General features: G+C 72.2%; 19 protein-coding genes. 7 read left to right on the top strand and 12 right to left on the bottom strand.

Annotation, left to right across the window (positions count from 1 at the left end):
• Positions 1-158 precede the first annotated feature (158 nt).
• Together GA0070611_RS26710 and GA0070611_RS26705 are read right to left on the bottom strand one after the other, a co-directional pair.
• Complete coding sequence (locus GA0070611_RS26710; protein WP_091670214.1) at positions 159-557, bottom strand: hypothetical protein; 399 nt, start codon at positions 555-557, stop codon at positions 159-161.
• 34 nt (positions 558-591) lie between these two features.
• Positions 592-933 carry a hypothetical protein gene (locus GA0070611_RS26705; protein ID WP_091670209.1) on the bottom strand — a complete coding sequence of 114 codons (342 nt, stop codon included), beginning with the start codon at positions 931-933 and terminating at the stop codon, positions 592-594.
• Between the two features lie 264 nt (positions 934-1,197).
• Here GA0070611_RS26705 and GA0070611_RS26700 point away from each other — a divergent pair, with 264 nt between their 5' ends.
• The 3 genes from GA0070611_RS26700 to otsB all read left to right on the top strand — a co-directional run bounded on the left by GA0070611_RS26700 (position 1,198) and on the right by otsB (position 3,047).
• A complete protein-coding gene (locus GA0070611_RS26700; protein ID WP_091670205.1) occupies positions 1,198-1,638 on the top strand; it encodes a helix-turn-helix domain-containing protein in 441 nt (146 codons plus the stop codon).
• Between the two features lie 163 nt (positions 1,639-1,801).
• Positions 1,802-2,155 (top strand): hypothetical protein, encoded by a 354-nt coding sequence (locus GA0070611_RS26695; protein ID WP_091670202.1) that lies wholly within the window; start codon positions 1,802-1,804, stop codon positions 2,153-2,155.
• 67 nt (positions 2,156-2,222) lie between these two features.
• Positions 2,223-3,047, top strand: coding sequence for a trehalose-phosphatase (otsB, locus tag GA0070611_RS26690; RefSeq protein ID WP_091670198.1), 825 nt, complete (start codon positions 2,223-2,225; stop codon positions 3,045-3,047).
• Between the two features lie 153 nt (positions 3,048-3,200).
• Here the strand turns inward: otsB and GA0070611_RS26685 are convergent, their stop codons facing one another.
• The 4 genes from GA0070611_RS26685 to GA0070611_RS26670 all read right to left on the bottom strand — a co-directional run bounded on the left by GA0070611_RS26685 (position 3,201) and on the right by GA0070611_RS26670 (position 8,031).
• Entirely contained in the window at positions 3,201-3,971 is a 771-nt protein-coding gene (locus GA0070611_RS26685) for an isoprenyl transferase (protein WP_091670193.1), read from the bottom strand.
• Positions 3,972-4,002: 31 nt separating this feature from the next.
• Positions 4,003-5,181 (bottom strand): geranylgeranyl reductase family protein, encoded by a 1,179-nt coding sequence (locus tag GA0070611_RS26680; RefSeq protein ID WP_091670189.1) that lies wholly within the window; start codon positions 5,179-5,181, stop codon positions 4,003-4,005.
• Positions 5,182-5,289: 108 nt separating this feature from the next.
• On the bottom strand, positions 5,290-6,150 hold the full coding sequence (locus GA0070611_RS26675) for a hypothetical protein (protein ID WP_091670185.1): 861 nt from the start codon (positions 6,148-6,150) through the stop codon (positions 5,290-5,292).
• A gap of 39 nt (positions 6,151-6,189) precedes the next feature.
• On the bottom strand, positions 6,190-8,031 hold the full coding sequence (locus GA0070611_RS26670) for a phosphoenolpyruvate carboxykinase (GTP) (protein ID WP_091670181.1): 1,842 nt from the start codon (positions 8,029-8,031) through the stop codon (positions 6,190-6,192).
• 409 nt (positions 8,032-8,440) lie between these two features.
• Between GA0070611_RS26670 and GA0070611_RS26665 the strand changes: the two genes are divergently transcribed.
• A complete protein-coding gene (locus GA0070611_RS26665; protein ID WP_091670176.1) occupies positions 8,441-8,977 on the top strand; it encodes a GtrA family protein in 537 nt (178 codons plus the stop codon).
• Between the two features lie 63 nt (positions 8,978-9,040).
• Positions 9,041-9,742, top strand: coding sequence for a GtrA family protein (locus GA0070611_RS26660; protein WP_091670172.1), 702 nt, complete (start codon positions 9,041-9,043; stop codon positions 9,740-9,742).
• A gap of 76 nt (positions 9,743-9,818) precedes the next feature.
• On the opposite strand, the gene GA0070611_RS26655 is transcribed toward GA0070611_RS26660, so the two are convergent.
• Together GA0070611_RS26655 and GA0070611_RS26650 are read right to left on the bottom strand one after the other, a co-directional pair.
• Positions 9,819-10,391: a PH domain-containing protein gene (locus GA0070611_RS26655; RefSeq protein WP_091670169.1), complete on the bottom strand. Its 573-nt coding sequence runs from the start codon at positions 10,389-10,391 to the stop codon at positions 9,819-9,821.
• Between the two features lie 85 nt (positions 10,392-10,476).
• Positions 10,477-11,352: a biotin--[acetyl-CoA-carboxylase] ligase gene (locus tag GA0070611_RS26650; protein ID WP_091670164.1), complete on the bottom strand. Its 876-nt coding sequence runs from the start codon at positions 11,350-11,352 to the stop codon at positions 10,477-10,479.
• A 95-nt stretch (positions 11,353-11,447) separates the two neighbouring features.
• On the opposite strand from GA0070611_RS26650, the gene GA0070611_RS26645 reads away from it, so the two are divergent.
• Entirely contained in the window at positions 11,448-13,031 is a 1,584-nt protein-coding gene (locus tag GA0070611_RS26645) for an acyl-CoA carboxylase subunit beta (protein WP_091670160.1), read from the top strand.
• A gap of 48 nt (positions 13,032-13,079) precedes the next feature.
• Here the strand turns inward: GA0070611_RS26645 and GA0070611_RS26640 are convergent, their stop codons facing one another.
• The 4 genes from GA0070611_RS26640 to GA0070611_RS26625 form a co-directional block, all read right to left on the bottom strand.
• Positions 13,080-13,940 carry a hypothetical protein gene (locus GA0070611_RS26640; RefSeq protein WP_091670156.1) on the bottom strand — a complete coding sequence of 287 codons (861 nt, stop codon included), beginning with the start codon at positions 13,938-13,940 and terminating at the stop codon, positions 13,080-13,082.
• The gene (locus GA0070611_RS26635; RefSeq protein WP_091670152.1) at positions 13,933-14,436 is read right to left on the bottom strand and encodes a SigE family RNA polymerase sigma factor; all 504 of its coding nucleotides are present in this window, start codon (positions 14,434-14,436) and stop codon (positions 13,933-13,935) included. The genes GA0070611_RS26640 and GA0070611_RS26635 overlap by 8 nt, the downstream gene beginning before the upstream one ends.
• A 62-nt stretch (positions 14,437-14,498) precedes the next feature.
• A complete protein-coding gene (locus GA0070611_RS26630; protein WP_091670147.1) occupies positions 14,499-15,482 on the bottom strand; it encodes a ketopantoate reductase family protein in 984 nt (327 codons plus the stop codon).
• Positions 15,483-15,581: 99 nt separating this feature from the next.
• Positions 15,582-16,325 carry a M50 family metallopeptidase gene (locus tag GA0070611_RS26625; RefSeq protein WP_091670143.1) on the bottom strand — a complete coding sequence of 248 codons (744 nt, stop codon included), beginning with the start codon at positions 16,323-16,325 and terminating at the stop codon, positions 15,582-15,584.
• A 100-nt stretch (positions 16,326-16,425) separates the two neighbouring features.
• Here GA0070611_RS26625 and GA0070611_RS26620 point away from each other — a divergent pair, with 100 nt between their 5' ends.
• Positions 16,426-16,995: a Uma2 family endonuclease gene (locus GA0070611_RS26620; RefSeq protein WP_091670138.1), complete on the top strand. Its 570-nt coding sequence runs from the start codon at positions 16,426-16,428 to the stop codon at positions 16,993-16,995.
• Positions 16,996-17,097: the final 102 nt, after the last annotated feature.

Genomic DNA, 17,097 nt, shown 5'->3' with positions numbered 1-17,097 from the left:
CTGCGCGCATCCCGGCCGGTGGAGTCGCCGTCACCGGTCCGACGTGACTCCGACGGTGCGCTGTCCGCCGCGGACCACGCACCGCGTCTCTGCACCCCTCCGCCGGCCGCCGGGTGGAGGTGTGTCCTCGACCCTGCCCGCCGAACAGGGACAGGCCCTCAGCCCTGCCCGCGGACCAGGGTCCCGGCCGTCCGCCCGCCTGCCGGGGCGGTGAACGAGGATCCGGTGTAGGTGGTGCCCTGCCGCACGGCGAGCTGCGCGGTCGCCCGCGGGGCGGGGCCGGGCGACGGCCGGCCGGTCACCACGGCGGGCGCGACCGTGCCGGCGAAGTGGGCCGTGGCCCGGCTCGCCGGGGCGGGCCGGGACAGTGCCGTCGCGATCACCGCCTGGGCCTCGCGACGCCGCCGGTTCCAGGCGCCCCGGTCCCCGTCGAAGTAGCCCTGTCGATAGCCGAACCGGTAGCCGATCCGGTAGCTGAGCTGACCGTGCAGCCGCCCCGCCGCGTAGCAGGTGGAGCCGAGCACCAGCACCAGCACGACGGCGAGGAAAGGGCTCATCCGGTCACCCCCGCCGGCGTCGCGACCCGCCCGGTCATCGCTCCCCCGGTTCGACCCGGGGGTCGACGACCAGCAACTGCTCCAGGTCGTCCGTGCTGACCTCCTCGACCAGCTCGACGCTGATCCGGCAGCCGTCCAGCATCACCTCGGCCACCGAGGACCGGCGGATCTCGCCGCCGGCGTCGTAGACCCGGACGCTCAGCTCCGGGCAGCCGAGGTGGGTGCGCCAGGCGTTCCATTCGACGCGGTCGCCCACGCTCAGCGAGAGGTACCGGCAACCCCGGGCGAGGTAGAGGCGCCACGGCGCGCTCAACCCGGCGGCCACTCCGTCCGCGATCAGGCCGAAGGCCTGGGCACGGGTCGCGAGTTCGGTCACGAGACCCCCTCGACACCCGCGGAGTGACGCATGTGAGCACTGATCGTCTCATGCACGTGACACACCGTAAGTTGTCTCATGGGCGTGACAGTATCAGCTTTTCGGGTGTTCACCGCCGTACTGGCGTCCATCTATTCTGTCCGGGTGACACCCCTCAGGAGCAGCATCGAATCGTTTACCGGAAATCCGCGACCCCCGTCTCATGAGCGTGACAGCAGCGTGCCGGGCCGCCCTGGAGCGGCCGACTGGTCGTACCGTCACGAGGTGACCGAGACCGCCAACGCACGGAAGATCGCCTTCGCCACCTTCGTCCGCCGCGCCCTGGACGACGCGCGTGCCATGCGGGCCTGGAGCGGCACCGAGGTCTCCCGCCGCACCGGCGTCTCCCGGCAGACCATCAACCGCTGGGTACGCGGCGACTGGGCCAGCGACCCCGAGGTGGAACGGGTGGTCGCGTTCTGCGAGGGGCTGGGGGTCAGCCCCGCCGCGGCCTTCACCGCGCTGGGCTGGGACCGCGCCGGCACTCCCCGCACCGCCCCCGCGCCACCCCCGATGGACCCGGACGTCGAGGCGCTGCTGCGCCGGCTGGTGGACCCGAACGTCTCGGACGCGGAGAAGTTCCACATCCGCGAAACCATTCGTTACCTCGCATATCGGCCCACTCTTCCGGTCGATGTCCGAAATAGGGGTAAACAAGCCGGCTAGTTCCTCAGATGGCGAAAGAACGGAAGGTCGGTCCCGATCGTTTCGACACGGGCCCGGACCGGACACGCTAGCGTCCCTGTTTGTACTGCTCGGGGCTCGTCATCGGCGGGGGGACGGGACACAGCCGAACTCAGCCCTGCGGGACAGAAGGAGGGGTCTGTCCATGACCCTGAAATGGTTGGCAGTCGTGGTCGCGGTGGTGTCGGTGACATCCTGCGTGACCGGCAACGTGGTGGTCGGCGTACTGGACGGCGGGCAGCTTCCCCTGGTCGTCAACCTCTTCGCGCTCATCACGGCCGGCACCGCGGTGGTTCTCGCCGTCGTCGCCGAACTGCACGACCGGCTCAACGACCGGGTCAGCGCGCTCACCGAGTTCCTGGTGGCGCGGCTCGACGAGATCGCCGAGCACACCGGCGACCGGAACTCCGGCTTCGTGGAGGGCTATCTGCTCAGCCACGGCCAGGAGGCGGCAGTGGTGCCGTTCGGCCGTCGGGGACGGGGAGCCGCCGAACGCTGAATCCCACCGACGGGACCACTGATCTCGGCCACGAATACGCCGCCGTGACCGGGGTACGCTGACGCGCGTGCCGCCGTTGAATCTGGGCAACCAGCAGCCGAAGACCCCGTTGAACGCCGAACACGCGTGGCGTGCCACTGCCGCGCGCGCCGGCGACGTGGTGCTCTTCTTCGACTTCGACGGCACCCTGGCGCCCGTCGACGACGACCCCACCGCGGTCCAGCCCGCGCCGAACGTGCTCGCCGCCCTGGAGGCGCTCGCCCCGCGCGTACGCCGGATCGCGATCGTCTCCGCCCGCCCGGTGGAGTTCCTCCGCGACCATCTCGGCGGGCTCGCCGGCATCGACCTGTACGGCCTCTACGGCCTGGAGCACAGCCACTCGGGCGGCGAGACCGTCACCGAGCCGGCCGCCCTGCCCTGGGTGCCGACCATGGCGGAGCTGGCCGAGCAGGCCCGGGCCGAGCTGCCGCCGGGCGCGCTGGTCGAGTTCAAGCGGCTCTCCGTCGCGTTGCACTGGCGGACCGCCCCACAGCTCGGCGACCTGGTGCAGGAGTGGGGCCGGGCGCGCGCCGAGCAGCTCGGGCTGCGCTGCCAGGCCGGGCGGATGGTGCTGGAGCTGAAGCCGCCGGTCGACCGGGACAAGGGCATGGTCATCGGCGAGGTGGTCCGGGACGCCGGTGGCGCCTGGTACTTCGGTGACGACGTCTCGGACATCAAGGCCTTCGCCGCGCTGCGCGCCCGGGCCGCCGCCGATCCGGAGTTCGTCGGGGTCTGCGTCGCGGTCGCCAACCCGGAGACCGGTCACGAGGTGGCCGACGCCGCCGACCTCACCCTCGACTCCCCCGCCGCCTTGGCCGACTTCCTCACCCAGGCCCTCCCCCACCTCCCCTGACCCCCGGACGCGTCGCCCTCACTCTGCCCCCCAGGCGCGTCGATCTTGCACTTACTGCCCCTGGCAAAGGCGACATTCGCCGCATTCGGCGGGCACAAAGTGCAAGATCGCGCAGACCGGTGGGGCGCGGGCGGGACGGGGTGAGGGCGGGGGTCAGACGCCGAAGCGGCGTTGGCGGGTGGCGTAGGAGCGCAGGGCGCGGAGGAAGTCGACCTTGCGGAAGTCGGGCCAGTTGAGTTCGCAGAAGTAGAACTCGGAGTGCGCGCTCTGCCAGAGCATGAAGCCCGAGAGGCGCTGCTCACCGCTGGTCCGGATGATCAGATCCGGGTCCGGCAGCCCCTTCGTGTAGAGGTGCTCGGAGATGTGGTCGACGTCGATCGAGTTGGCCAGCTCCTCGACCGTGCCACCGGCCGCCGCGTGCTCCAGCAGCAGGGAGCGGACCGCGTCGGCGATCTCGCGGCGACCGCCGTACCCGACGGCGATGTTGACCTGCGCCCCGCCGCTGCGGTCCCGGGTCCGTTCCTCGGCCGCCTTCAGGGCGGCGGCGTGCTGCGCGGGCAGCACGTCGAGCGCGCCGACCATCCGCAGCCGCCACGGGTTGCCCGCCTCGGCCAGCTCGGTGGTCAGATCCTCGATGATCTGGAGCAGCGGATCCAGCTCGGCGGCCGGCCGGGAGAGGTTGTCGGTGGAGAGCAGCCAGAGCGTGACGTGTCCCACGCCGGCCGCGTCGCACCAGCGCAGCAGCTCCTTGATCCGCTCGGCGCCCATCCGGTGCCCGTCGTTGGGGTCGACGAAGCCCATCTCCCGGGCCCATCTGCGGTTACCGTCGCACATCACGCCGACGTGCCGGGGCACCGGCCGGCCCGCTAGCTTCGCCGTCAGCCGCCGCTCGTACACGGAGTAGATAAGTTTCCGCAGAGTCATCACCTTGCAGGGTAGCGACCCGGATCGGGGATCAGTGCCGCGGTGGGGCATCCCGCGCCGGAACCCGCTCCCGCCGCGCGGCGAGCCGGGCCCCGACGAGACCGGTGCCGATCCGGGCGAGGGTGCGCGCGTCCAGCCGTCCGTCGCCCAACCCCAGTTCCACGACCGTCCGGTAGACCCGGTCGTCGTGCCGGGCCGCGCGGACCGCCCCGTCCACCACCCCGCGCCGCCGGGCCAGCCAGGCCGCCGCCGAGCTGTGCCGCAGGTGCGTGCCGAGCCGCCGGCGCAGGTCGTCGGCGTACCGCTGGGCGGCCCGGTCCGGGCTGCCGGCGGCGGCCGCCCCGGCCAGCGCGCCGGAGCGCAGGGCGTAGAAGATCCCCTCGCCGGTGAAGGGGTTGATCAGCGAGAGCGCGTCGCCGGCCAGCAGCACCCGGCCCCGGCCCGGCGTCGGGCGGTGGGTGGAGAGCGGCAGGTGGTGGGCGCGCAGGCCGGACACCGTGGCCGGGTCGACGCCGGGCAGCAGGGCGGCCAGCCGGTCCAGCAGGTGGGCGCGGGTCAGCGACTCGCCGCGCAGCACCTCCCCGTACCCGACGTTCGCCCGGCCGTCGCCGATCGGGAACGACCAGGCGTACGCCGGCCAGCGCGGCGCCGAGGTGACGATGAGCTGCTCGGGCGGGCCGGGCAGCGCGGGCGCGTAGCCCCGGATGGCGAGCGCCAGGTGCCGGTCCGGGTTCACCGGGTGGCCGAGCGCCCGGCGCAGCACCGAGCCCGCCCCGTCGGCGCCCACCACCGCCCCGGCGGTCAGTTCCCCGTCGACCACCACCCGGTCGTCGTACTGCTCGACCCGACGTACGGTGTGCCGGCGCAGCTCCGCCCCGGCCGCGACCGCCGCCGCCACCAGGCGGGCGTCGAACACCTGCCGGGGCACCGTGTACGCGGGCCGGGGCAGCGCGCGGGCGACCGCCCCGCCGCCGGGGCCGACGAGGCGCAGCGCGGGCAGCGGGGCATAGCCGTCGACCGCACCGGTCACGCCGAGCTCGGCGAGGACGTCCAGGGCGTGCGCCGCGATCCCGTCCCCGCACGCCTTGTCCCGGGGGAAGTCGTACCGGTCCAGCAGCAGCACCCGCGCCCCCGCCCGCCGCGCCGCCAGCGCCGCCGCCGCCCCCGCCGGCCCCGACCCCACCACGATCACGTCAAACCGCTCACCCACCCCCTCATCCTGCGCCGCGCCCCCTCCTTCCGGCCCTCGCCGCGCCCCACCCCACCCCGTTGATCATGAAGTTGGCGGCAGTGAGGAAGATCCACTTCGCCGCCAACTTCATGATCGACGCGGCCGGGCGGGGGCGGGGGCGCGGTGGAGGGAGTACATGGCCAGGGCGGCGGCGGAGAGCAGCGGGGCGCCGTCGCGGATCAGGCCGTCGAGGTCGAGCAGCCACCAGCAGAGCGGGAGGTCGACCGCCAGGGCGGCCAGGGTGATCAGCACCAGCAGCTTGCGGGCCCAGCGGCGGTTCTGGAGCAGGAACGCGGTGCAGAAGAGCACCGCCCAGCTCACCGCGATGCCCGCGCCGAACCAGAACAGCACCGCCGGCACCGCGATGAGCCGGCCGTCCAGGATCGAGCCGCCCGCGATCAGCGCCGGCACCAGCATCAGCGGGCTGTACGTGTACGCGGCGACCCGCGCGGTGAGCAGCCAGCCGTCGACCGGGGGACGCTTCGGGGTGACCTCCCGCCAGGAGATCACGCCGCCCTCCACCACCAGGCCCTTGCGGTGCCGCACCAGGTGCCCGCCGACCGCGTCCGAGCGGTAGAGCAGCGTGACGACCGCGACGCAGAGGGCGGTGAGCAGCCCGAAGCCGAGCAGCCCGGGCAGCGGCGGCACCCCGGAGCGCGGTACGACCAACCGCCCCACCGCGAACACCGTGGTGACCGCGAGGATCAGCCCGAACGGGCGGGCCACCACCCGCCCCCGCTTCACGTGCCCGATCAGCACCAGGAAGCCGAGCGAGCGCAGCAGCGCCCAACCGGTGCGCACCGCGAGACCGAACTCCTGCGCCGGGGCGTACCAGTAGTTGAGCAGGTCGACCACGACGGTGGCCGCCGCGGTGACGGCGAGCAGCGTGGTCAGCGCCCGGACGGCGGACGGCCGCCGGACCTCGACAGGTTCGGCGGCCGTCCTCATGGGCTCCGGTGTTGCCCGCTCGGCGCGGGCGTCACACCTCTACTTCTGCGGCTCGGTGTCGAGCCGGGCGCGCAGCGCGTCCAGCTCGGCCCAGAGCACGCCGGGCAGCTTGTCACCGAACTTCTCGAACCACTCGGTGACCAGCGGCAGCTCCTTGCGCCACTCCTCCGGGTCGACCTTGAGCGCGATCCGGACGTCCTCCGGGGTCATGTCCAGACCCTCGACGTCCAGCGCGTCCTGGGCCGGGACCATGCCGATGGGGGTCTCCACGGCCTCGGCCCGACCCTCCAGCCGCTCGATGATCCACTTGAGCACCCGGGAGTTCTCGCCGAAGCCGGGCCAGAGGAAGCTGCCCTCGGCGTCCTTGCGGAACCAGTTCACGTAGTAGATCTTGGGCAGCTTGGCCTCGTCGCCGTCCGCACCCTTGCCCATCTCGATCCAGTGCCGGAAGTAGTCACCGGCGTGGTAGCCGATGAACGGCAGCATGGCCATCGGGTCGCGGCGGACCACGCCGACCGCGCCGGACGCCGCCGCGGTGGTCTCCGAGGAGAGGGTGGCGCCCATGTAGACACCGTGCACCCAGTCGCGGGCCTCGGTGACCAGCGGGATGGTGTCCCGACGCCGGCCGCCGAAGAGGATCGCGTCGATCGGTACGCCGTTCGGGTCGTAGTAGTCCTCGGCCAGGATCGGGCACTGGGTGATCGGGGTGCAGAACCGGCTGTTCGCGTGCGAGGAGAGGTTCTCGCTCTCCGGCGTCCAGTCGTTGCCCTTCCAGTCGATCAGGTGCGCCGGCGGCTCACCCATGCCCTCCCACCAGATGTCACCGTCGTCGGTGAGGGCGACGTTGGTGAAGACGGAGTTGCCCCGGTCCAACGTCCGCATCGCGTTGGCGTTGGTCTTCCAGTCGGTGCCGGGCGCGACGCCGAAGAGGCCGTACTCCGGGTTCACCGCGTAGAGGCGGCCGTCCGGGCCGAACCGCATCCAGGCGATGTCGTCGCCGATGGTCTCGACCTTCCAGCCGGGGATGGTCGGCTCCAGCATGGCCAGGTTGGTCTTGCCGCAGGCGGACGGGAAGGCGCCCGCCACGTGGTAGACCTTGCCCTCCGGCGAGGTGATCTTGAGGATCAGCATGTGCTCGGCGAGCCAGCCCTCGTCGCGCCCCATCACGCTGGCGATCCGCAGCGAGTAGCACTTCTTGCCCAGCAGCGAGTTGCCGCCGTAGCCGGAACCGAACGACCAGATCTCCCGGGTCTCGGGGAAGTGCGAGATGTACTTGGTCTCGTTGCACGGCCACGCCACGTCCTGCTGACCCGGGGCCAGCGGGGCGCCGATCGAGTGCAGCGCGTGCACGAAGTCGGCGTCGTCGCCCATCGCCTCGAGGACCGTCGCCCCCATCCGGGTCATGATGCGCATCGAGGCGACCACGTACGGGCTGTCGGTGATCTCGACACCGAACATCGGGCTCTCGGCCTCGACCGGGCCCATGCAGAACGGGATGACGTACATGGTGCGTCCGCGCATGCAGCCCCGGTACAGCTCGGTCATCGTCCGCTTCATCTCGGCCGGCGCCATCCAGTTGTTGGTGGGGCCGGCGTCCGCCTCGTCGACGGAGCAGATGAAGGTGCGCTCCTCGACCCGCGCGACGTCCGTCGGGTCCGTCCGCGCGTAGAACGAGTTGGGCTTCTTCTCGGGATTCAACCGGATCAGGGTGCCGTTCTCGACGAGCTCGTCGGTGAGGCGGCGCCACTCCTCATCGGACCCGTCCACCCAGACCACCCGGTCGGGGGTGGTCAGTTCCGCGACCTCACGTACCCAGGCGAGCAGTTTGGGGTGGGACGTCGGGGCCTGATCGATACCCCGAACAGTAGCCGGAGCAACCATGTCACATCTCCTTGTGGTCGACGCTGACCGATGTATGGGATGCACGAGTTCTGGCGAACGAGAGCCGCCTTCGTGGAAACCTGGGATTGGCCTCAGCGTAAACCGGGCTGCCTCGCGAGTCAGTGGGACTGGTTGTGAAGAACTGCACAAGCTGCGGTCACGCTGCGGCATCGCGATCTGATACCCGCTTTCGCGCGCAGTTTCACGCAAATCTTGTCGGGAACCTCGGACGGCCCGACGATCGTGCCCTCGCCGCCCAGGGAAGTCGCGAACCGCGATTCCGTGATCCGCTGCACAATTGCGGCACTGCGCGTTACGCTCCGGTCACCGGAACCCACCGGCGTCGACTCCTCGTTTGTTACCGCTCCCACGCGCCCGGAACCGGTACTCTCGGCGGGTGGCCGCAACCATGACCCGGGACCAGGAGGGCACCTCGCACCCGCGCCCGGGCCTGTTCGGCGCGCTGGTCGACCGCTTCGGGCACCTGGTCCGCGAGCTGAGCAAGTTCGCCACCGTGGGCGGCCTCGCCTTCCTCGTCGACTTCGCACTCTTCAACTACCTGGCCAGCGGTCGGCAGATGCCGCCGCTGGCGGCCAAGACGATCTCCACGGTGATCGCGGCGACCGTGGCGTTCCTGGGCAACCGGTTCTGGACCTGGCGGCACCGTCAGCGCTCCCACCCGGCCCGCGAGTACGCGCTGTTCTTCTTCTTCAACGCGGTCGGCCTGGGGATCGCCGTCGGGTGCCTCGCGGTCAGCCGCTACGGGCTGGGCCGGATCTGGCCGGAGGTCTTCCAGACCGCACTGGCCGACAACATCGCCAGCTTCGTCGTCGGCACCGGCCTCGGGACGCTGTTCCGGTTCTGGTCGTACCGGCGGTTCGTTTTCGTGGAGGCGGGAACTCCCCCCGTTCCGGAAACGAGCCCCGACCGCGAGTCCGGGGCGTGATCCACCGCCCACCCCGTCCCGCCGGGCCCAGTCGGCCCTGCCCGCTGCCCTAAGGTGTTCCGCATGCCTCTTGTCCGCCTGCTGCCCGAGCGCTGGCAGAAGTTCGTCCACGAGGCGCTCAAATTCGGCATCGTCGGCGGCATCAACACCGTCATCAATTACGCGGTGTTCAATGCGCTGGCACTGACCGTTTTCCAGAACGGTCAGCTCAAGGCGACGGTGATCGCGACCGTGGTGGCCACCATCACGTCGTATCTGATGAATCGCCACTGGACGTACCGGGACCGACCGAAATCCGCGCTTAAGCGGGAGTACGTCCTGTTTTTCGTCTTCAACGCGACCGGCCTGCTCATCGAGCTGGGTGTCCTCGCCGCGGCCAAGTACGGCCTGGGCATCACCAGCCTGTTGATGCTGAACGTGGCCAAGACCGGGGGCGTCCTGCTCGCCACCCTCTTCCGCTTCTGGTCCTACCGGAACTTCGTCTTCCAGCCCGTGCCGCAGCACGCCGAGGAGAACTGGCACAGCATCCCGCGCGACGAGTGGGACAACGTGGCGGAGATGGACCCGGTCGCCGAGCTGGCCGAATCGGTCAGCGAGCTGGAGGAGACCGAGCCCCGGCCCGGCGAGCGGGCCGCCGACCGGCGGGCCGACTACGTCCCGCCCAAGGGGCGTCCCGCGGTGGCGGACGCCGGCCTCGGCCGCACCCTGGACGCCGACCTGAAGGACCGGCTCCAGCCCACCCCGCGCCGCTCACCGCGCCGCTGACCCACCGGTCCCACCCCCGGGCGGGGTCGGGACCGGCCGGTCGACGGCTCCGGTTGCCGGCTCGCGGCGTACCGGCTCAGGCGGACGGGTCGCGCAGCGGCTTGCCCTCGGCCATGTCGGCCAGCATCTCGCGCATCTCGCCGTCACCCAGGCTGTGCTTGTCGTGCTGCGCCTCGACCAGCTCGTAGAGCCTGGTCTGCACCCGGTCGACGTGCGGCACGTCGGCCAGCACCGACTGGCCCCGCTCACCGGCCGACTCGATGGTGAGCGTGCCGCAGCCGAGCAGCCGCTCCAGGAACCGCTGGTGCATCGAGTGGTCGTTGATCCGGGTCAGCGGCAGGTCCCGCCGGTTACGGGAGAAGACCCCCTCCTGGAGCAGCACCCGCTCGTTGGTGAAGAGGTAGTGGGTGGTCCGCCAGACCAGGAACGGCCACAGGCCCAACCAGAGCACCAGCACCAGGCCGATCGCGGCGATCGCGTACAGCGCGATGGTGGCGCCGTCGCCGTCGGGCAGCAGGACCCAGCCCGCGACCATCGCCGCGACGGCGAGCACCAGCACCAGGATCGGCCGGATCAGGGCCTTCCAGTGCGGGTGCAGGTGCAGCACGACGTGCTCGTCCTCGGTGAGCACATCTTCGGGGAACGCCACTGCAGAACCTCCTCGCGGAAACAGGACGCGCTGACCGTAGCGGGTCGAACGGCGCAGCGGGATCGGCCACGCGGAGGGGTCGCGCTCAGCGCAGGTGCAGCACGTCGCCGGCGGCCAGCCGCAGCTCCCCGTCCGGGCCGTCGACGAGGAGCTGACCGTCGGGGTCCACCCCGGTGGCCGCGCCGTGCACCGTCCGGCCGTCGGGCAGCAGCACCCGCACCTGGCGGCCCACGGTCGCGCAGGCCGCCACGTACGCGTCGCGCAGCCCGCTGGCCACCGCGTCGCCGCCGGCCGCCCGCCACCGGTCGTACCAGTCGGCCAGCGCGCGCAGCAGCGCGCGCAGCAGCGGGTCCCGGTCGGTGGCGGTGGCCCCGGCGAGCTGGAGCGAGGTGGCCGGCAGCCCGGTCGGGTTCACCGGCAGCTCGTCGGCGCGCAGGGTCACGTTGAGGCCGACCCCGACCACGATCGCGGGTGGCTGGCCGGGCGGGCCGTCCGGCACCGCCTCGGCCAGGATGCCGGCACACTTCGCCCCGTCGACCAGCAGGTCGTTCGGCCACTTCAGGCGGGCGTCCAGCTCGGCCAGCCGGACCACCGCCTCGACCAGGGCCACCCCGGCCAGCAGCGGCAGCCAGCCGTACCCGGCCGGCGACACCGGTGACCAGCCGCGCTCCGCGACGGGCACCCCGGGGCGGAGCAGGACGCTGGTCGCGATGCCGGCCCGGGGCGGCGACTCCCAGACCCGGCCGCGCCGGCCCCGGCCGGCGGTCTGCCGCTCCGCGACCACCACCAGCCCTTCCGGCTCGCCGGCCCGGGCCGCCTCGACCACGTCCGCGTTGGTGGAGGCCGTCTCCGCGCGCAGCTCCAGCCGGCGCCACGGCCCGTGCGGGCCGGTCAGCGCCCGTTGCAGCCGGGCCGCCGACAGCGGCGGGCGATCCAGATCCGTGTACGGCGAGCCGGGCATCCCGTCAGCCTACGGCCCCCGGACCGACTGGTCGCCGCAAGCGGTGAGGCGCACTGCACACCGGCACCGGCCTGAACCATCGTTATATTCCGTGGGTGACTACCGAGACCGGGATCAACACCCACACCACCGCCGGCAAGCTGGCGGACCTGGAGCGGCGGCTCGACGAGGCGGTGCACGCCGGGTCGGCGCGGGCGGTCGAGAAGCAGCACGCGCGGGGCAAGAAGACCGCCCGGGAGCGGATCGAGCTGCTCCTCGACGAGGGCTCCTTCGTCGAGCTGGACGAGTTCGCCCGGCACCGCTCGACCAACTTCGGGCTGGAGAGGACCCGCCCGTACGGCGACGGCGTGGTGACCGGTTACGGCACGGTGGACGGCCGGCAGGTGTGCGTCTTCGCGCAGGACTTCACCGTGTTCGGCGGTTCCCTGGGCGAGGTCTTCGGCGAGAAGATCGTCAAGCTGATGGACCTGGCCATGAAGATCGGCTGCCCGGTCGTCGGGATCAACGACTCCGGCGGCGCGCGGATCCAGGAGGGCGTCGCCTCGCTCGGCCTCTACGGGGAGATCTTCTTCCGCAACGTGCGGGCCAGCGGCGTCATCCCGCAGATCTCGCTGATCATGGGCCCGTGCGCGGGCGGCGCGGTCTACTCGCCGGCGGTCACCGACTTCACCGTGATGGTCGACCAGACCTCGCACATGTTCATCACCGGCCCCGACGTGATCAAGACGGTCACCGGCGAGGACGTGGCGATGGAGGAGCTGGGCGGCGCGCGCACCCACAACTCGCGCAGCGGCAACGCGCACTACCTGGGCGCCGACGAGGAAGACGCCATCGAGTACGTCAAGGCGCTGCTGTCGTACCTGCCGTCGAACAACCTCGACGAGCCGGTGGTCCACGACGCCCCGGCGATCCTCGACATCACCGATGAGGACCGGGAGCTGGACACCCTCATCCCGGACTCGGCGAACCAGCCGTACGACATGCACCGGGTCATCGAGCACGTCCTCGACGACGGCGAGTTCCTGGAGGTCCAGCCGCTCTACGCGCAGAACCTGGTGGTCGGCTTCGGCCGGGTCGAGGGTCGCCCGGTCGGCGTGGTGGCCAACCAGCCGATGCACTTCGCCGGCACCCTCGACATCGCCGCCTCGGAGAAGGCGGCCCGCTTCGTGCGCACCTGCGACGCGTTCAACGTGCCGGTGCTGACCTTCGTGGACGTGCCCGGCTTCCTGCCCGGCACCGGGCAGGAGTGGGACGGCATCATCCGCCGGGGCGCCAAGCTCATCTACGCGTACGCCGAGGCCACCGTCCCGAAGGTCACCGTGATCACCCGCAAGGCCTACGGCGGCGCGTACGACGTGATGGGTTCGAAGCACCTCGGCGCGGACCTGAACTTCGCCTGGCCGACCGCGCAGATCGCGGTGATGGGCGCGCAGGGCGCGGTGAACATCCTGTACCGGCAGGAGTTGGCCAACGCCGAGGACCCGGCCGCCGTCCGGGCCGAGAAGATCGCCGAGTACGAGGACACCCTGGCCAACCCGTACATCGCCGCCGAGCGCGGCTACGTCGACGGGGTGATCCCGCCGCACGAGACGCGGACCCAGGTGGTGCGGGCGCTGCGGGTGCTGCGCACCAAGCGCGAGACGCTGCCGCCCAAGAAGCACGGCAACATCCCGCTGTAAGGGCTCGACGTCGAGGCCCCGCCGGAGGTCCGGCGGGGCCTCGACGCGTCAGCAGCCGGGGTTGGCGGCCACACAGAGACGACGGGCGGCGGCCACCGCGAGCCGTTCGAGCTGCCAATCGCTCCCCGCCCCGCTCAGCTGAAAGACGGTGACCAGATCCTCGACTCGCACCACCACGACGGTCTGCGGCATCGGCGGCGCGGCGAGCACCTCGCCGGTACCCTCCCGCCGAGTCTCACCCGCCGTGTGCCGGATCAGCACCGCATCATCCCCGGCGAAGTTGCGCGCCACCACCTCCCAGCGGTGGTTCACGGCCAACTCGGCCAACTCCCCCACCGTCGGCCCGGTGAGAACCGGGCCCGACTGCACGTCCTGCCAGTCGAGGCAGGGCCTGATCCGACGGTCGATGCCCGCGGCGAAGGACTGCGCCTGCCCGGGGTCGACACGGTAGACGTCCTGGACGAGCCGCAACTCCCGGCTCTTCAGTGCCCAGACCGACTGGGACCGTGAGTAGCGGGACCTCTCCCAGATCGGCCGCACCTTCCGCGCCTCCAGGCACCGGGTCCACTCCGGATCGAGGACGATCGGCTCGCCCAGCCCTGCCTCGGTGTAGGGCGCACTGACCCCGCCCGCCAGGTCTTCGGCCTGGAGCAGGGCGTCGAGCGGAATCTCGGCCCGGCCGGGGGGGTACGCAGCCGGCCCGACCGCCGGGCGGCCACCGGAGCCGGGCAGGCCGGCCGCGGCCACCGCCGAGCCGGAGAGCAGGACGAACACGGCCGCGGCAGCGCCTACCGTCCGGCGACGGCTGCGGCGCCGGGCGCGTGCCCGCAGTTCGGCCGCCTCGGACCAGCGGACGCTCTGCAGGTCCCGCCGGACCAGTTCGACGAAGCTCAGATCCTGATCACGCACGGGCGGCCTCCTCCTCCAGATCCTCGACGGCGAGCAGCCCGGCGAGCGCTGCCCGCGCCCGCGACAGCCGCGCCTTCACCGTGCCGACCGGGGCCGAGGTGGCCTGGGCGACCTCCGCCACCGGCATGCCGCACAGGTAGTAGAGAGCGACGGCGGTGCGCTGCTCCTCGGAGAGCCGGCGCAGCGCGGCCACCACCGCCACCGTGTCGGTGCTCGGCTCCGGGATGCTCTCCTGCGCGCCGTGCCGCAGGTACGCCCGGGCCCGGCTGCGCAGGCTGCGCCATCGGCTCACCGCGATCCGGCTGGCCACCACCCGCAGCCACGCCTCGGGGTCGTCGTACCCGGACACCGTCTCCCAGCGCTGCCAGGCCCGGATGAACGCCTCCTGCACCGCGTCCTGCGCCTCGGCCAGGTCACCGGTGAGCACATAGACGTAGCCGAGCAGCCGTTGTCGGCTGCCCCGGTAGAACTCGTCGAACCCGTCGACGTCCGGCACGCTGCTACCTCCCCGTGGCGGTCGGAGGGGACACGCCTGGGGTGAGTCCTCCGGTTGCCGGGTCAGCCCGCCATCTTCTCCAGTTCCGCCGGCGGGAAGCCGCCGGCCGGGATCCGCTCGCGTACCGCCCGCCGGACGGCCACCTGGACCGCCGTGTTCACCGGCGTCGGTACGCCGTGCAGCCGGCCGAGCAACACGATCTCGCCGTTGAGGTGGTCGGCCTCGGCGGAGCCCGCGCCCCGGGCCAGGCTCTGCCAGGTGGAGCCGCCGGCCCGCTCCTCGCCGCCGGCCGGCCGGTGCTGGACCAGGTCGCCCCGCTCGGCGGCCTCCTCGTCGCGGGTGGTGTGCGCGATCCCGGCGGCGGCCAGGGCCGCCTCCCCCTCGGCGCGGACCCGGGCGGCGAGCGGGTCGGGGATCTCCCGGCCGAGCAGGGCCTGGAGCCCGTTGCCCAGGTTGGCCAGGAGCTTGCCGTACTTCCAGCGCATCACGTCGTCGCGGACCGGGGCGACGAACCCGGCATCGGTCAGGTCGGCGGCGACCGCCCGGCTGGTCCCGTCCGACCCGGACGGGTAGCGGCCCAGGTGCAGCATCCCCGGGTGCGGGTGGCCGTTGGCCACCACCACGCCCGGCTCCAGGTGGGTGGCGGGCAGCCAGACGCAGACCGGGTGCACCCGGGCGAAGAGCCGCAGCGCGGCCCGCTCGTTGGCCACGCCGTTCTGGGCCAGCACGACCGGCAGCCGCTCGCCGGCGGTGCCGCCGCCCTCGACCGGTGCGTCCGCCCAGGTCGCCAGCGCCGCCTCGGTGTCCTGCGACTTCACCGTCAGCACCAGCGCGGTGTCGGCCGGCAGCGGTTCATCCTCGGGACCGGCCACCGCGGGCAGCCGGCCGGTCAGCGTGCCGTCGGGGGTGTGCAGGGTCAGGCCGTGTTCGCGGATCGCCGCCAGGTGCGCGCCGCGCGCCACCAGGGTGACGTCGCGCCCGGCCTCCCCCAGCCGTACGCCGATGGTGCCGCCGACCGCGCCCGCTCCGATGATGACGTATCGCATCCGACCGATTCTGCCCGCTGCCGAGCGGCCCGGTGGGCCCCGGTCCGGTGCCGTCGGCTGCTGCCCCGCGGACCGGTGCGACCGGTCCGGTGCCGCCGGTCAGACGGTGAGGCCGGCGTCGGTGAGGATCGGGCCGGCGAGCAGCAGCGCGCCGACGACCAGCGCGGCCAGGCTGACCAGCAGGAACACGCCCACCCAGAACAGCGGCGGGAAGGGCGTGAGCCGGGCGAGCTGATCCGCGTCGGACTCCGGCATCCGACCCCGGCTGCGCAGCCGTTGCAGCTCCACCACCGGGCGTACGCCGCCGAACAGCAGGAACCACACCGAGGTCCAGGCGAACGCGGCCTGCACCTGCGGGGACGCGTACCACGAGACGGCGAGCACCACGCCGCCGGTGACCAGCAGCGACAGCACGCCGAAGACGTTGCGGATCATGACGAGCATGGCCAGCAGCAGCGCCACGGCCACCCAGAGCAGCAGCGTGATCCGGTTGCCGGCGAGCAGCCACGCCCCGCCGAGGCCGACCAGCGACGGGGCCACGTAGCCGGCCAGCAGGGTGAGGATCATGCCCGGCCCGGTGGGGCGACCGGCCGAGAGGGTGAGCCCGGAGGTGTCCGAGTGCAGCCGGATGCCGCGCAGCTTCCGGCCGGTGAGCAGGGCGACCAGCGCGTGCCCGCCCTCGTGGGCGATGGTGACCGCGTTCCGGGCGATCCGCCAGGGCAGCCGCAGCGCCACCACGATCACCGCGACCAGTGCGGTGAGCAGGACCAGTAGCGGCGGCGGATCGGGCTGGGCGCTCAGCAGGGTGTCCCAGATGGTGCGCAGGCCGTCGATCAGGGGCATGGCCGGGGAGCCTACCGCCCGGAACTGTGTCGGTACCCGGGCGCGGCCTCGTATCGTGTGAGACTGATCCGGCGGCGAGCGGAGCGGGAGGTGAACGCCGATGAGCGCGGCACCCATCGAGCCTGCGGACTCCTTCGGCCAGCACGTCGGCCCGTGGACCGAGGCCGACTACTTCGCCATCGGCGAGAGCCGCAGCCGGATCGAACTGCTCGACGGGAGCCTGATCGTTAGCCCTGCTCCGAGCAAGCGCCACCAGATGGTGTCGTGGAACCTGGTGGACAACCTGCGACCCGCTGTCCGACCGCACGGACTGCTGGTTTTCGAGGCGGTGAACGTCCGCCTCGGGGCCAACCGCATCGTGATTCCGGACGTCGTCGTCGCCGACACCGACGACGAGGGCACCGTTGTCGAAGCGGGCGAGGTGCGACTGATCTGCGAGATCGTCTCGCCGGGGAACGCCGCCGCCGACCGGCTGGTCAAGATGCAGCTCTATGCCATCGCCCGGATCCCCTGGTACCTGCTGGTCGAGCAGGACGGCGACAGCCACTCGCTGCGGCTGCACCGGCTCGACGGCGGGCACTACGTCGAGGACCGGGTGGCCAAGGCGGGCGAGACACTGACCGTTTCCGATCCTTTCCGGTGGGCGATCGACCCGGCCTCGCTGCGCTGAGCCGTCCCGCGCCGGTGATCGCGGGTCCGTCGCGGCAACGACGAGGCTCGATGAAAATTTCCTTAAGTGCTCTTGTGATCTAGGGCAGATACCTCCAAAGAT

Origin of the sequence: Micromonospora auratinigra (assembly GCF_900089595.1) — a bacterium.
Taxonomy (GTDB): Bacteria; Actinomycetota; Actinomycetes; order Mycobacteriales; family Micromonosporaceae; genus Micromonospora; species Micromonospora auratinigra.
This window is presented reverse-complemented; position numbering and strand designations above follow the sequence as displayed.